Origin of the sequence: Nakamurella sp. UYEF19 (assembly GCF_040546275.1) — a bacterium.
In the GTDB taxonomy this organism is placed as follows: domain Bacteria; phylum Actinomycetota; class Actinomycetes; order Mycobacteriales; family Nakamurellaceae; genus Nakamurella.
Window position 1 is genome coordinate 230,409 of record NZ_JBEPNO010000002.1, and the last position, 14,651, is coordinate 245,059.

General features: G+C 70.3%; 13 protein-coding genes and 1 riboswitch. Of the genes, 2 read left to right on the forward strand and 11 right to left on the reverse strand.

Annotated features, from left to right (window positions below; all coding sequences use genetic code 11):
- Positions 1–2: 2 nt before the first annotated feature.
- The 9 genes from ABIB25_RS04225 to hemE all read right to left on the reverse strand — a co-directional run bounded on the left by ABIB25_RS04225 (position 3) and on the right by hemE (position 9,677).
- Entirely contained in the window at positions 3–896 is an 894-nt protein-coding gene (locus ABIB25_RS04225) for a hypothetical protein (RefSeq protein ID WP_354527168.1), read from the reverse strand.
- A gap of 117 nt (positions 897–1,013) precedes the next feature.
- Complete coding sequence (gene hemL / locus ABIB25_RS04230) at positions 1,014–2,345, reverse strand: glutamate-1-semialdehyde 2,1-aminomutase (RefSeq protein ID WP_354527169.1); 1,332 nt, start codon at positions 2,343–2,345, stop codon at positions 1,014–1,016.
- Between the two features lies 1 nt (position 2,346).
- Entirely contained in the window at positions 2,347–3,369 is a 1,023-nt protein-coding gene (gene hemB / locus ABIB25_RS04235) for a porphobilinogen synthase (RefSeq protein ID WP_354527170.1), read from the reverse strand.
- A 3-nt stretch (positions 3,370–3,372) separates the two neighbouring features.
- Positions 3,373–4,149 carry a uroporphyrinogen-III synthase gene (locus ABIB25_RS04240; RefSeq protein ID WP_354527171.1) on the reverse strand — a complete coding sequence of 259 codons (777 nt, stop codon included), beginning with the start codon at positions 4,147–4,149 and terminating at the stop codon, positions 3,373–3,375.
- The gene (gene hemC / locus ABIB25_RS04245; RefSeq protein ID WP_354527172.1) at positions 4,146–5,069 is read right to left on the reverse strand and encodes a hydroxymethylbilane synthase; all 924 of its coding nucleotides are present in this window, start codon (positions 5,067–5,069) and stop codon (positions 4,146–4,148) included. The genes ABIB25_RS04240 and hemC overlap by 4 nt, the downstream gene beginning before the upstream one ends.
- 3 nt (positions 5,070–5,072) lie before the next feature.
- Entirely contained in the window at positions 5,073–6,326 is a 1,254-nt protein-coding gene (locus ABIB25_RS04250) for a ferrochelatase (protein ID WP_354527173.1), read from the reverse strand.
- Positions 6,323–7,072, reverse strand: coding sequence for a hydrogen peroxide-dependent heme synthase (gene hemQ, locus ABIB25_RS04255; RefSeq protein ID WP_354527174.1), 750 nt, complete (start codon positions 7,070–7,072; stop codon positions 6,323–6,325). The genes ABIB25_RS04250 and hemQ overlap by 4 nt, the downstream gene beginning before the upstream one ends.
- Before the next feature lie 65 nt (positions 7,073–7,137).
- Positions 7,138–8,577, reverse strand: coding sequence for a protoporphyrinogen oxidase (gene hemG, locus ABIB25_RS04260; protein WP_354527175.1), 1,440 nt, complete (start codon positions 8,575–8,577; stop codon positions 7,138–7,140).
- Positions 8,574–9,677 carry a uroporphyrinogen decarboxylase gene (gene hemE / locus ABIB25_RS04265; protein WP_354527176.1) on the reverse strand — a complete coding sequence of 368 codons (1,104 nt, stop codon included), beginning with the start codon at positions 9,675–9,677 and terminating at the stop codon, positions 8,574–8,576. Before hemE ends, hemG begins: the two co-directional genes overlap by 4 nt.
- A gap of 225 nt (positions 9,678–9,902) precedes the next feature.
- On the opposite strand from hemE, the gene ABIB25_RS04270 reads away from it, so the two are divergent.
- Complete coding sequence (locus tag ABIB25_RS04270) at positions 9,903–11,201, forward strand: glutamyl-tRNA reductase (RefSeq protein WP_354527177.1); 1,299 nt, start codon at positions 9,903–9,905, stop codon at positions 11,199–11,201.
- 127 nt (positions 11,202–11,328) lie between these two features.
- On the opposite strand, the gene thrC is transcribed toward ABIB25_RS04270, so the two are convergent.
- The gene (thrC, locus tag ABIB25_RS04275) at positions 11,329–12,615 is read right to left on the reverse strand and encodes a threonine synthase (protein WP_354527548.1); all 1,287 of its coding nucleotides are present in this window, start codon (positions 12,613–12,615) and stop codon (positions 11,329–11,331) included.
- Between the two features lie 25 nt (positions 12,616–12,640).
- Positions 12,641–12,793, reverse strand: a riboswitch (SAM riboswitch).
- 92 nt (positions 12,794–12,885) lie between these two features.
- Complete coding sequence (locus ABIB25_RS04280) at positions 12,886–13,560, reverse strand: peptidylprolyl isomerase (protein ID WP_354527178.1); 675 nt, start codon at positions 13,558–13,560, stop codon at positions 12,886–12,888.
- Positions 13,561–13,665: 105 nt separating this feature from the next.
- On the opposite strand from ABIB25_RS04280, the gene holA reads away from it, so the two are divergent.
- Positions 13,666–14,643, forward strand: coding sequence for a DNA polymerase III subunit delta (gene holA / locus ABIB25_RS04285; protein WP_354527179.1), 978 nt, complete (start codon positions 13,666–13,668; stop codon positions 14,641–14,643).
- Positions 14,644–14,651 lie beyond the last annotated feature (8 nt).

The window sequence follows — 14,651 nt, forward strand, 5'->3', positions numbered from 1 at the left end:
GATCAGCGGGAGTCGTTGTCCGGGAACGACTCCAACTCCTGCTGGAGACTGGCCAGTTCCGCGGCGAGCGCATCGGCCCTGGCCTGGGTGGACCGTCGGTGATCCTCCAACAACGTGTGCACCACCGCAGTCAGAGCCGGCTCGCCCAGCGATTCGACGATCGACCAGACCCGCGACGGCGGGATGACGGTGGGCCGGACCGCCGACTTCGCCCCGATCTTCGCCTCGATCCGCCAGGATGCCGAGTCGTCGCCGGCCGTGCTGATGGTGATGCTCACCGGCGGGCGCCTACCCCTGCCGGTGGGGGTCGTGCGGCCGGGGCTCTGACCGGGTGAACGACCGGGACCGGCAGCGCGCCCGGTCGCCTTGGGCGGCGGGCCGGCAGAGGGTACGGGGACCAGCGAGGGTGCCGAGGCGAGCGAGGGCGCAGTGGCGCCGGTTGTGGTCGGCGTCGAGGAACCCGACCCGTCCCGTGGGACCGAGGTGAGCACCGGGGCAGCGACCGGCGAACTGGCCTGCGCCGGTACCAGTTCCAGCGGCGCACCCGCCGCCCGGACGGCAGTCCGGGAACCGCCCCGCGGCTTGGAGGATGTACCAGGCCGAGTTCCGACCGCGGCGGGTGCAGCGGTACTGGCTGCGCGCCGGGCCGGCGGACCGGTCAGATCGATGGCGGCGAAGGGGAGGACGTCCTTGGACCCGCCGACCGGTACCTCGACGAACAGGTACTCGTCTCCGTCGATCGCCGGATCACCGATGCGGCGAACCCGACCGGTGACGCCGTCGGGGAACTGGCCGGACGGGGCGATGCCCACCCGGACCACCTTGCCCTGGCCGAGAGCGGTGCGCAGGGCGTCGACATCGGGTGGGGCGGGCCGGGTCGGACGGCGTGCAGGCATGGGATTCCTCAGGGTCGGGGGGACTGGTGCTGATCCTGCCAGCCGGCACCGACAGCGCCCTCGCGCCGCGCAGGAGGCACCACGAGGACGCGCCAAACCCCCTCCACGAGGAGAGGCTCAGACCCCGGCGGCCGTCGCGGCGGCCCGGGCGGCCGCCGGCAGGGCGTCGGCGATACGCGAGATGGCAGCCTCGTCGTGCGCCGCCGAGACGAACCACGCCTCGTACGCCGAGGGTGGTAGGTAGACGCCCGAGTCGAGCATCGAGTGGAAGAACGCGGCGAACGCCGTGGTGTCCTGCAGCCGGGCCTGGTCGTAGTTGTGGACCTCGTCCGCGGCGAAGAACAACGAGAACAGGTTCCCGGCCCGCTGGAGCCGGTGCGGCACCCCGGCCGCGGCCAGCGCCTCGGAGGCCAGATCGCCGACGGTCGAAGCGGTCTCGTCCAAGTGCCGGTAGACGGCGTCGGTGCAGCCGATCAGGTTCGCGAGGCCGGCGGCGGTCGAGATCGGATTACCCGACAGCGTCCCGGCCTGGTAGACCGGCCCGAGCGGGGCCAGCAGACCCATGATGTCGGCGCGGCCGCCGAAGGCCCCGACCGGGAGTCCACCGCCGATCACCTTGCCGAACGTCATCAGATCCGGCGCCCAGCCCTCGATCTCGCCGTCGAGTCCGAACATCCCAGAACGGCTGAGCCGGAAACCGGTCATCACCTCGTCGGTGATCAGGAGGGCTCCGTCGGCGTGGGCGATCCGCGCCAGGGCGGCGTTGAAACCGCGATGCGGCGGTACGACGCCCATGTTGGCCGCGGAGGCCTCTGTGATGATCGCGGCGATCCGTCCGGGCTCGGCGTCGAACGCCGCCTGCACCGCCTCGACGTCGTTGTAGGGCAGCACGATCACCTCGGCGGTGGTCGAGGCAGTCACTCCGGCGGAGTCCGGCAGGGCGAAGGTGGCGACGCCGGACCCGGCGGAGGCCAGCAGCGCGTCGACGTGCCCGTGGTAGCAGCCGGCGAACTTGACGATCTTCGACCGGCCGGTGAACCCGCGGGCCAGCCGGATGGCGGACATGGTGGCCTCGGTCCCGGAGGAGACCAGGCGGACCTGCTCCACCGGAGCCACTCTCGAGACGATCTCCTCGCACAGCGCCACCTCGCCGACACCCGGGGTGCCGAACGAGAGCCCGCGGCCGACGGCGGCCCTCACCGCCTCGATCACGTCGGGATGGGAGTGGCCGAGAATCATCGGCCCCCAGGATCCGACGAGGTCGACGTACTGCTTCCCGTCGGCGTCGATGATGTACGGGCCGGTCCCCGACACCATGAAACGTGGTGTGCCGCCGACGGATCGGAAGGCACGCACGGGGGAGTTGACTCCGCCCGGAGTCACCTTCGAGGCCCGCGCGAACAGGGCTGCGCTGGCCGGGACGTCGGCGGTGTCGAAGTGGTCGTTCACGTCAGATTCCTGCCTTCAGCTTGGTGGCGACCTCGGTGGCCCAGTACGTCAGGATGATCGAGGCACCCGCCCGCCGGATCGAGGTCAGGGTCTCGGTGATCGCGCGGTCCCGGTCGATCCAGCCGTGCTGCGCAGCCGCCTCCACCATCGCGTACTCACCGGAGACCTGATAGGCGGCAACGGGAATGTCCACGCTCGCCGCTGTATCCGACAGCACATCGAGATAGCTCATCGCGGGTTTGACGATGAGTAGATCCGCACCCTCGGCGACGTCCAGGGCCACCTCGCGGGCAGCTTCGCGACGGTTCGCCGGGTCCTGCTGGTAGGTCCGACGGTCGCCGATCAGCGCCGAGTCGACTGCCTCTCGGAACGGGCCGTAGAAGGCCGAGGCGTACTTGGCGGCGTAGGCGAAGACGCCGGTGTCCGTCATCCCGGCGAAGTCGAGGGCCTGACGGACGACGCCCACCTGCCCGTCCATCATCCCCGAGGTGCCGAGCAGATCGGCCCCCGCCTCGGCCTGGGCCAGCGCCATGTCGGCGTAACGGAGCAGGGTGGCATCATTGTCGACCGCACCGTTCTCGTCCAGCACCCCGCAGTGCCCGTGGTCGGTGAACTCGTCCAGGCACAGATCGGCCATCAGCACCGTCGCGTCGCCGACCTCCGCCTCGAGATCGGCCAGGGCAAGGTTCAGGATGCCGTTCGGATCGGTGGCCGCGCTGCCCTGGGCATCACGAACCGAGGGGATACCGAAGATCATCAGACCGCCGACCCCCGCGGCGACCGCCTCGGCGGCGGCGGCCTTGAGCGAATCGCGGGTGTGTTGCAGCACTCCGGGCATCGATCCCAGCGGTGAGGGCTCGGAGAGGGACTCCTTCACGAACATCGGGAGCACCAGATCAGCCGGATGCAGACGGGTCTCGGCGACCAGCCGCCGCAAGGCAGGCGTGCGGCGCAGCCTCCGGGGCCGGGAAACGGGGAACTGGGCGCCGAAAGCGGTCGAGCTGGGCGGGGGGAAAGTGGTCATCGTTCACGGCTTTCTGCGGGGATGTCGGGTGGCGAATGCGGCCAGCCCGCCGACGAGCGAGGCGTCGGTGGGATCGGCTGCGGTGAAGGAGATGTCGAGTCCTGCGGCCGTTGCGGCCGTCGTGGTGGATCGGCCGATCGCGCCAAGGACGGTGCCCGCAGCGATCGGCACCCGAGCCAGCGACTCGGCCGTGCTGGGCGAGGTGAGCAGGACGGCTTCGTATTCGCCGTCGACCAGGTCGGCGGCGACGCTCTCCGCCAGCGGCTGTGGCAGGGTTCGGTAGGCGGTCACGGATTCGACCCGGAAACCCTTGTCCCGGAGACGTTCCCGTAGGATCGGCCCGGCGATCTCGGACTGCGGGAGCAGCACCGACTCGTCCGGGTGGGCGGCGGGCCAGATGGTGGCCAGTGCGGCGGCGGATCCGCCGTGCTCGGGCAGCAGGTCGACGGGCAGGCCCGCAGTACGCAGGGCGGCGGCGGTGGCCGGTCCCACTGCGGCGACCCGGGTGTCGGCCGGCACCGCCGGGGACAGGGCCAGATGACCGGCCCGGTCCGTCACGGCGGAGAGTGCGTTCACCGAGGTGAACCCGACCCAGCTGTACTCGCCGGCGGCCAGGGCCATGACGGCCGCGTCGAGGGCGGCCAGGTCGTCGGGCGGAAGGATCGCGATCATCGGAACCGCCTGCGCCACCGCGCCTTCCGCGGACAGAAGGGAGACGAGCGAGGCACCGCGACCCAGCGGTCTCGGCACCAGGACCCGCCATCCGTCGAGAGGGCTCATGACCCCGCACTCAGCAGCGTGGCCGCCCCGTCGTCGATCAGCTGGGCGGCGAGATCGCTGCCCAGGCGGTGTGCGTCAGCCACCGGCCCGGTGATGGCGCCGCGGATCTCCCGGCTGCCGTCCGTCGCGATGACCGCGCCGACGAGGGTCAGCACCGAGTCCTCGACGGTGCCGAAGGCGCCGACCGGTGCAGTGCACCCGGCTTCCAGAGCCGCCAGCAGACTGCGTTCGGCGGTGATAGCGGCGCGGGTCGCGCCGTGATCGAGTGCAGCCAGAGCGGCGGCGTACCACGAGGTTCCGGCCTCGTCCGACCGGGCCTCGACGGCCAGCGCGCCCTGGGCCGGCGCGGGCAGCATCAGGTCGGGTCCGAGCCGCTGCGTCATCGCCGCGGAACGGCCCAGCCGGGCCAGGCCCGCCGCGGCCAGCACCACCGCGTCCATCGCTCCGCTGCCGATCATCGCCAGCCGGGTGTCCACGTTGCCGCGGATGGCCGAGATCGCGAGATCCGGCCGGTGGCGCAGCAGCTGGGCGGCCCGGCGAGGTGAACCCGTGCCGACCCTTGCGCCTCGCGGCAACGTGTCCAGCGTGAGCCCGTTCCGTGAGCACAGGGCATCGGCCGGGTCCTCCCGGTCGGGGACGGCGGCGAGGGTGATGCCTGGCGCCTCGGCGGTCGGGAGGTCCTTGAGCGAGTGCACGATCACGTCGACATCCCCGGCCAGCAGCCGTGATCGGACCTCGATGACGAAGACACCGGTGCCGCCGATCGAGGCCAGCGGGCCCAGGTTCACATCGCCCTGGGTCCTGATCGTCACCAGTTCCGAGCCGCTGCCCGAAGACTGGGAGATCGCCCCCGCCACCAGGCCCGACTGCGCGACGGCGAGCGCACTGCCACGGGTACCGACCCGCAAGGTGTTGACCACGCCTCAGCCGACGCCCGGAATATCGACGCCCGGAATGTCGACGCCCGGAATGCCGGAGGCGATCAACGCTCGCGGGTCGACCGCCAGTTCCTGCCAGTCCGACGCCGAGTCCTGCGCAGCCGTCGTGGGTTTCGTGCCGCGGGCGTTGCGGCAGCAGCCGACCGCGCAGAAGTCGGGCCGCGGCGGCAGGCCGGTCGGCGAGGTGCGTTCGGCCGGCGCCAAGCCCGGTTCCAGCCGGTCCACCAGCAGGTCGACCAGCGCCGACACGAACCTCGGGTCAGTGCCCGGTGTGGCCACACGTCGGAACCAGACGCCTTGGGCCGCAGCGGTTTCGAGGGCCTCGTTGTCGAGGTCCCAGACCACCTCGACGTGATCGGAGACGAAGCCGACCGGAGCGACCACCACGCCGCGGCGGCCCTGGGTCTTGAGAGCTGTGATGACGTCGTTGATGTCAGGCTCCAGCCACGGCATCGAGGGTGGCCCCGACCGGGACTGATAGGCCAGCTGCCACGACACGGTCGATCCGAAGAGGGCCTGGATCTCGTCCATGATCACCCGGCAGACGGCGAGGTGCTGGTTCACGTAGGCGCCGGTGCCGTCGTGATCGCCGAGGGCATCCGAACCGGACGATACGGCCATCGTCATCGGGATGGAATGCGTGGTGAAGACGATCTCGATCTCGTCGAGTCCCAGTCCCGCCGAGAGCGCTTCCTGCACCGCGGCTTTCGTATCGTCGATGAAGGGTGCCACGAAGCCGGCCCGGTCGTAGTAGGGCCGGACCTTGTCGATGCGGACGGTGCCGACCAGTCCGGTCGAGGCCAGCGCGAGACCGAAGTCCTCGCGGTACTGGCGGCAGCCCGAGTAGGACGAGTAGGCGGACGTGGCCAGGCCGAGCAGCCGGACCTGTCCGTCCGCCGCTGCGGTGCTGATCACGTCGGCCAGGAACGGATCCCAGTTGCGGTTGCCCCAGAGCACGGGCAGTTCGACACCGCGCGAACGCAACTCGACCTCGAGTGCGGCGCGCAGGTCACGGTTCTGCTCGTTGATCGGTGACGAACCGCCGAGGGCCAGGTAGTGGTGCGAGACCTCGACAAGCCGCTCGTCGGGGATGCCCCGACCGCGGGTCACGTTGCGCAGGAACGGCATCACGTCGTCGGGACCTTCGGGTCCACCGAAGCCCGCCAGCAGAACGGCGTCGTACTCGAGAGTCTGCGCGCCCACCCCGCCGGCGACCTGGCCGTCCGAGGAGGTCGTCATCGCAGCACCTCGACCACACCGGCCTCGTCGATCCGGTGCCCGGTGTAGAACGGGACCTCCTCGCGGACATGCATTCTCGCCTCGGAGGCCCGGAGATGACGCATCAGGTCGACGATGTCGTGGAGCTCGTCGGCCTCGAGGGCGAGCAGCCACTCGTAGTCGCCGAGAGCGAAGGCGGCCACCGTGTTGGACAGCACCTGGTCGTATTCGCGACCCATCATCCCGTGCTCGACGAGCATGCCGCGGCGCTCCTTCTCGGGCAGGAGGTACCACTCGTAGGAGCGGACGAACGGGTAGACCGCCACCCATTCCTTGGCCGGTGCACCGGTCAGGAACGCCGGTACGTGGCCCTTGTTGAACTCGGCCGGACGGTGCAGGCCCATCGCGGACCAGGCCGGCTTCAGGCTCCGCCCGACGGCCGTCCGTCGCAGGGCGCGCGAGGCGGATTGCAGTTCCTCGGCGCTGCCCGCGTGCGACCAGACCATCAGGTCCGCGTCGGAGCGCAGCGTGGAGACGTCGTAGAAACCGCGGATCTGCACGTCCTGTTCGGCCAACGTGCCGACCAGTTCGGTCAGCTCTGCCGTGGCCTTGTCGTCCGGGGCGTCCAGCTCGCCGATGCGGGAGTACACGGAGAACCCGGTGTAGCGGATCCCCTCGTTGATCGCCCGCGCGCTCGTCTTGGCCCGGGTTGCAGGTTCGGTCACCGCGCCGGCCGGGGCGGAGGTGACGGCATCGTCGTTGCTCATGCTTTCCATCCTCCCCCAGTCGCCGCCGGACGTCCGCCCCCGGCCGTGTGTCGTACCTGACGTCGTCAGCGGGATTGAGCGCCCTGGCCCGAGGACAACACCGCTCGGCCGACGGTCCTGGCGTCGGACACCACGGCTGCGAGACCGGTACCGGCGACCACCGAACCGGCCAGGTGGAGGCCGGGCCGGGCTGCGACCTGCGTACGCAGCCGGTCCATCTCCGCCCGATGTCCCGGTTCCGGTCGTGGCAACGCCGAACTCCAGCGGACCAGGGCCGAGTCGGCCAGCGCCGAGTGGTCGAGACGCACCCCGGTCAGCGTCCCTGCGTCGGCCAGCGCCAGCGTGGTCAGGTCTCTTTCGTCGAGCGGATGGGCCTCTTCGGCAACTGTGGTGCCCCGTCCGTAGGACAGGCGCAGGACGTGCCGGGACGGCCCGGCCCGCTCCGCCAGCCAGGCCCACTTGGCGGTGGCATGGGTGAGGGCCTTCGCGCTCACGCCTCTGGCGTGCCGGGACACCAGGATGCCGGTGCCTCTCGGATGCCGATCAAGCCCCGCGTGATCGACCACCAACGTCACCAGCAGCACGTCGCTGGTGGCGGCAGACGTTGCCGGTGCCGGGATGCCGGCGGAGTCGAGCAGGGACACCGCGGCGGGTCCGGGCACTGCGAGAACCACGGTGTCGGCCAGACGGTCACCGACCGAGGTGGTCACCTGCCAGCCGTCCTCCCGAGGCCGGACACCGGCCACGTCGACCCCGGTCAGGACGGTGCCGCCGAGCGCCTCCACTTGCTCGCGCAGCGTCACCACCAGGGAGTACAGGCCTCCGCGCAGACCGGCCACGGCCGAGCCGGGACGCGCGCCACTGCCGCGCAGCCGCTGCACCGCACCGGCCAGGGATCCGGCCTCGCGCAAGGCGCCGCGCAACCTGGGTTGGACCGCATCGACGTCCAACTCGTCGGGATCGGTGGAGTACACACCGCCGGCCACCGGCTCGACCAGACGGTCGACGACCCTGCGGCCCATCCGGCTGCCCACCAGGGCGCCCAGACTGGCGGAATGGGCGCCTGATCCCGCTGGCAGCAGACGATCCAGCCCGGCGCGGAGCGAGCCGCCGAGACCCAGCACCCGCCGCACGTCGGCGGCCAGCGGATGGGCCGGGATGCCCAGGAGCGCGGCGGTCGGCAACGGGGCGGAGCCTCCGGCGTACCGGACCCAGGCGCCGACCGGGTTCGGCGACACGATCGCATCGCCCAGTCCCAGGTCGTCGATCAGGTCGGCCACCGAGGTGGTCGCCGTGGCGTAGGACTCGGCGCCCGCATCCAGTTCCAGGCCGCCGACCAGGTGGGCCGCGATGCATCCACCCACGGTGGGGCCTGATTCCAGCAGCAGCGGGGGACGGCCGGCCCTGGCCAGTTCCCAGGCGACGACGAGGCCCGCGATGCCGCCCCCGACGACGACCGGCACCGTCCGGGCCAGGTCTCCCCGCAGGGCGACCGGACCTGTCATGGTTGGTCGTGGATGAACGCGACGAGCCGGGTGAGCACGTCCGGATCGGTATCCGGCGGCACCCCGTGGCCCAGGTTCAGCACGTGCCCCGGCGCCGTCGCGCCAGCCGCGATCGCCTCGAGAGTGGCGGCGTACAGAGCCTTGTCGCCGGCAAAGAGCAGCGCGGGATCGATGTTGCCCTGCAGTGGCGTCGTCCCGCCGAGACGTGCGTTGGCCACGTCGAGGGGCACCCGGTGGTCGACACCCATGACGTCGGCACCGGTGTCGCGCATGGCGGCGAGCAGTTCGCCGGTGTTCACGCCGAAGTGCACCTTGGGCACCGGGAGATCGGCGACCGCGGCGAAGACGTCTGCGGAATGACGGGCGACGAAGCGCTGGTAGTCGGCCAGGGACAGGCCGCCCGCCCAGGAATCGAAGAGTTGCACCGCAGAGGCGCCCGCCAGGATCTGCGCTCGAAGGAACGACCCGGTCACCCGCGCCACCCAGCCGGCCAGGGCGTGCCAGGTGTCCGGGTCGGCGTGCATCAACGCCTTGGTGCGCAGGTGTTCCCGGCTGGGGCCACCCTCGACCAGGTACGAGGCAAGGGTGAACGGTGCGCCGGCGAAACCGATCAGGGGGGTGCCGCCGAGCGCTTCGACGCAGTTCGCCGCGGCGGCGATGATCGGTGCGAGCGCGGTCGGGTCAAGTTCGGGTAGCGCAGCGACGTCGGCCGCCGTCCGGATGGGGGAGTCGACCACCGGTCCGGTCCCGGGGACGATCTCCACCCCGATCCCGGCCAGCTTCAGCGGCACCACGATGTCGCTGAACAGGATCGCAGCGTCGACGTGATGGCGTCGGACGGGTTGCAGGGTGATCTCGGCGGCCAGGTCCGGCGTCAGACAGGCCTCGAGCATTCCGGTCCCGGTGCGGACGGCGAGGTATTCCGGCAACGACCGGCCGGCCTGCCGCATGAACCAGACCGGATGCCCGGTCGTCTGCTCGCCACGGTAGGCGGTGAGCAGCGGGGCGGCACCGGTGCGGCCGTCCCGCAACGGGTGGGCGGCCGGAAGCGCGAGGTCGGTGTGGAGGTCCTGATCGGAACCGGATGCATGCGTCGTCATGATGCTGCCATCGTCCCACCTGGCCGGAGCAGCCGACCGAGGTCGGTCGTCGACTTAGGTGACCCTTGGTGAGCTACCTCTCCCGCGCGTTCCGTTTGACGCGCAAGGCGAGAGATCCTGCACGTCACGCCGGGGTGCGACCGGGTTTCCCTGGTGGGTCCGGGTACTGCCGGGTGAGCATCACCTTTCCTCGTTGTGGCTGGTCAGAACGGTACGATGGAGAACATGCTCATGGTTCTCGGCGCCAGCCATCACGATCTTGAGCTGACCCAGTTGGAGCGTCTCTCGGCCGGTCCCGAGTTGTTGGCGCAGTCCCTGCGACAGCTCGGCGCCGAGCCCGACGGAGCCATCTCCGGCACCGTCCTGCTGGCCACCTGCAACCGACTCGAGATCTACGTCGACGCCGATCGGTTCCACGACGCGATCGACGCCGTCACCGATCGGGTGGCTCAGGTCGCCGGCATCTCACCGGCCGACGTCGCCGGCCTGCTCAAGGTTCGGGTCGGCGCTCCGGTGGCCGCGCACCTGTTCACCGTCGCCGCCGGTCTTGACTCCATGGTCGTCGGCGAGGCGGAGATCTCCGGTCAGGTGTCCAGGGCTTTGTCCTCCGCCCAGCAGACCCACACCACCACCCCGGTGCTGAACGCGCTCTTCCAGTCCGCCGCCCGGACGGCCAAGCAGGTCGCCGCCGGCACCGGACTCGGCTCGGCCGGTCGGTCGGTTGCGTCCGTGGCCATCGACATCGCGGTGGCCGAACTGCCATCCGTAACGGATGACGACGACCGGCCGAGCAACTCGCTCTCCACCGCGACCTGCCTGATCATCGGCACCGGCGCCTACGCCAGGGTGGTGGCGGCCGCTTTGCGGGCCCGTGGCTGCACCCGACTCCAGGTGTTCTCGCCCAGTGGACGGGCCGACTCGTTCGCGGCCACCCACCACGCCGAGATCGTTGCGCCGGGGCAATTCGCCGAGGCCATCGGCAAGGCAGATCTGGTGGTGGCCTGCAGCGGCACCACCGGCGGGGTGCTCGACGTCAGTACGGTCACCGCGGCCCTCTCCGGTCGCGAACATCCATTGCAGGTGGTGGATCTGGCGCTGCTGCCCGACGTCTCGGCCGGCGTGCGGGCATTGCCCGGAGTCCAGGTCGTCGACCTGCGCACGGTGTCCCACGCAGCGGCCCCGGAACATCGGGAAGCCATCTCGGCCGCCCAGGACGTGGTCATCGCCGCCGTCGCCCGTTTCGAGGACGATCAGGCCATCCGCACGCTCGACCCGGCGGTTGTCGCACTGCGGCAACATGTCTCGGTCGCGGTGGAGAAGGAGATGACGCGGCTCCGGGCGAAGTACGACAACGACGTGGCCGCCGAGGTCGAGCTCGCCATGCACCGGGTTACCCAGTCGCTCCTGCACACCCCCACGCTTCGAGCCCGCGAGCTGGCCCGGACCGGCGACAGTGCCGGGTACCTGCAGGCCCTGCACACGCTGTTCGGCATCGAACTTCCGGACGGCCCCCAGCAGCACTGACCGGCTCTTGCCGCGTCACAGTCGAAATGCTGCGCCTCGACGAGTCCGGACGACACAACGGCTCGGCTCCCACCGAGGTGGGTACCGGGCCGTGTTGCCGTGCGGTCGATCAGGGAAGTCCTGTCGATCAGGCAAGACCGGTCTGCTCGAAGGCGGCCAGCGTGGCCGGGATGGTGGCGGTCGGTCCGACGACATGGGCGATGGCGTCGAGGGTCTTCAGTCCGTCACCGGTGTTGAAGATGACCGTCTCGGCCTCCGGATCGAGCTGACCGGAGGCGAGCAGCTTGCGCAGGACGGCAACCGTGACACCACCGGCGGTTTCGGCGAAGATGCCTTCTGTCCGGGCCAGGAGCTTGATGCCTTCGATCACTTCTTCGTCGCTGACGTCCTCGATGCCGCCGCTGGTGCGGTTGACGACGTCGAGCACGTACGGGCCGTCCGCCGGGTTGCCGATGGCCAGAGACTTCGCGATGGTGTCCGGACGGACCGGCTGGATGAAGTCGCGGCCCTCCTTGAACGCAGTCGACACCGGGTTGCAACCGGTGGCCTGCGCGCCGAAGACCTTGTAGGCGGATTCGTCGACGAGGCCGAGGGAGATCAGCTCCTGGAACCCCTTGTCGATCTTGACCAGCTGCGCGCCCGAGGCGATCGGGATGACGACCTGCTGCGGCAGACGCCAGCCGAGCTGCTCGGCGACCTCGTAGCCGAGTGTCTTCGAGCCCTCTGCGTAGTAGGGACGGACGTTGACGTTGACGAACGCCCAGTCCTCCTGCTCGCCGGCGATCTCGCCCGCGAGGCGGTTGATGTCGTCGTAGTTGCCCTCGACGGCGATCAGCGTGCCACCGTAGGCGGCCGTCGTCAGGATCTTCTGCTGTTCCAGGTTGGACGGGACGAACACCACGGAGCGGATACCGGCCCGGGCAGCTGCGGCCGCGACGGCGTTGGCCAGGTTCCCGGTGGACGGACAGGCCAGCACCTTGAACCCGAGTTCGCGGGCGGCGGCCAGCGCGACGGCGACGACACGGTCCTTGAAGGAGTGCGTCGGATTACCCGAATCGTCCTTCACCCACAGGGTTTTCATTCCCAGCTCGCGGGCCAGGTTGTCCGCGCGGACCAACTTCGTCCCGCCGGGGTTGATGTTCGGTGTGTCGGCGATGCCGGCCGGGACGGGCAGCAGCGGCGCGTACCGCCAGATGTTCTGCGGCCCGGCTTCGATCTGTGCGCGAAGAGCCTCGCCGGACAGGCTGAACTCGTAGGCGACCTCCAGCGGGCCGAAACACTCGGTGCACGCGTAGTAGGGCCCGAGGGCGATCCGGTTTCCGCACTCGCGACAGGACAGCGCAACGGCCGGACCGAGGTCGACGGGTTGCGGGGACGATCCGACGGAGGATGGGGTGGTGGAGGCAGAGCTGATGACAGCAGTCACGACGAGGCCTTTCGTCTCATCTTTCCCGCCGGAGCGGGACGGACGGGGCACCTGCTGACGACCGGCCTCGATGTCGGAGGCTGGGCCTCTACAACGAGAAGGAGATCATCATCAGTGGTTGCCGGGGCTTCATCGGGCCGTATCCCTCTGCCCCTCTGGATGAGTGGAGATTCAGTTGTCCGGCCAGACTAGCGCACGACTCGCGGGCGGCGCACCGAGCGAGGTCCGGGCGGCCCGCAGCGCCGACTCCAAATCGCTCTAGGAAACGGTGACCTTGCTGATGGTGACCGGGGATGCGGGAGTGCCGTCGTCGCTGCCGTCCGAGACACCGGCAGCGGCGATCTTGGTCAGCACGTCGAGGCCACCCGTGATGGTCCCGAAGACGGTGTAGTCCGGGTTCAGCTGGGAGTCGCCATAGACGAGGAAGAACTGGGATCCGTTGGTATTTGCTCCCGAGTTGGCCATGGCCACGGTGCCCGTCGGGTAGGTCATCGAGGCGTTGGTCTCGTCGGCGAAGCTGTAGCCGGGACCGCCGCCGCCCGTTCCCGACGGGTCGCCGCACTGCAGCACCTTGAGCGAGGCCGAGGTCGTCAGGCGGTGGCAGGTGGTGCCGTCGAAGTAGCCCGACGACGCCAGGTGCACGAAACTGCCGATGGTGCAGGGTGTTTTCGATTTGTCCATGGCGATCGTCACCGATCCCGACCCGAGGCCGATGGTGACCGTCGCGGTTCCGGTATTCGGTTCGACGCCCGCCGGAGGTGTCGCCGCCTTGGCTGCGGTCCCTTTCTCGGGATACGAGCACGTGGCCGTTCCCGCGGCCGCCGGAGCCGGGGTGGAACTCGCGCACGAGGTCGCCAGGACGAGGGACACCAGCAGGGCGGTGAGCAGACGGAACGAGCGCAAGGGGAGACCCTCCAGCAGATCGGACGACATCGGAGTACACGGACGCATGCCGCACGCAGCGCGGGCACACCAGGAACCCTAGTGATCGTCGCGTGATTCAGAGGTGTTGTCGGTGGGGCCTGAGAGGATGCAGTGGTGCCCTCTCCGACCGTCGATGCGCTGTCCTCACCACTCGTGCTCGTCCTGGGCGACGAGCAGCTGCTGGTGGATCGCGCCGTCAGCACGGCGGTGAAGGTGGCCCGCCGCGCCGACCCGGACGTGGAGCGACGGGAGGCCCTTGCGACGGCGATCTCCCCAGTGGAGTTCGAGGATCTGGTGGCGCCCAGTCTGTTCGCCGAGCCGCGCGTGGTGGTGATCCGGCAGGCCCACGAGTCGTCGAAGGAGATCGCCGCCGCGCTCGTCGACTACTCCGGCGATCCGGTGGAGGGTGTCGTCCTCGTCGTCCAGCACAACGGCGGCGCTCGCAACAAGCCTCTGGCTGACGCCCTGCGGAAGGCCGGTGCGGCCCTGATGACGTGCGCCAAACTGACGAAACCTGCGGAGCGGATCGACTTCGTCCGTCACGAGATCAGGTCCGCCGGCGGCACCACCACGCCGGATGCGGTCGCCGCGATCGTCGACGCCGTGGGCTCCGACCTGCGAGAGCTCGCTGCCGCGGCCAGCCAGCTGGTCGCTGACACCGGTGGTCTGGTCGACGAGTCGGCGGTGCGGCGGTATCACCGTGGCCGTGCCGAGGTCACCGGCTTCGCAGTCTCGGACATGGCCGTCGCGGGAGATGTGCCGGCCGCGCTCGAGGCACTGCGGTGGGCGATGGGAGTCGGCGTTGCGCACGTACTCGTCGCCGACGCGCTTGCGGATGGGATCCGCACGGTCGCCAGGGTTTCGGGCGCGCGGCCGGGCAACGGATTCGCGTTGGCCGGCGAGCTGGGCATGCCGCCCTGGAAGATCGACCGCGCGAGGACGGCGGCGCGATACTGGACCGAAGCCGGCCTGGCGCGGGCGATGGAGGTGGTCGCCGACCTGAACGGCGCCGTGAAAGGCCTTGCCGCCGACGCGGACTACGCGCTGGAGAAGGCCGTCATCGATCTGTCCCGGGCCCGCCGTTTGCGTTGACGACGGCG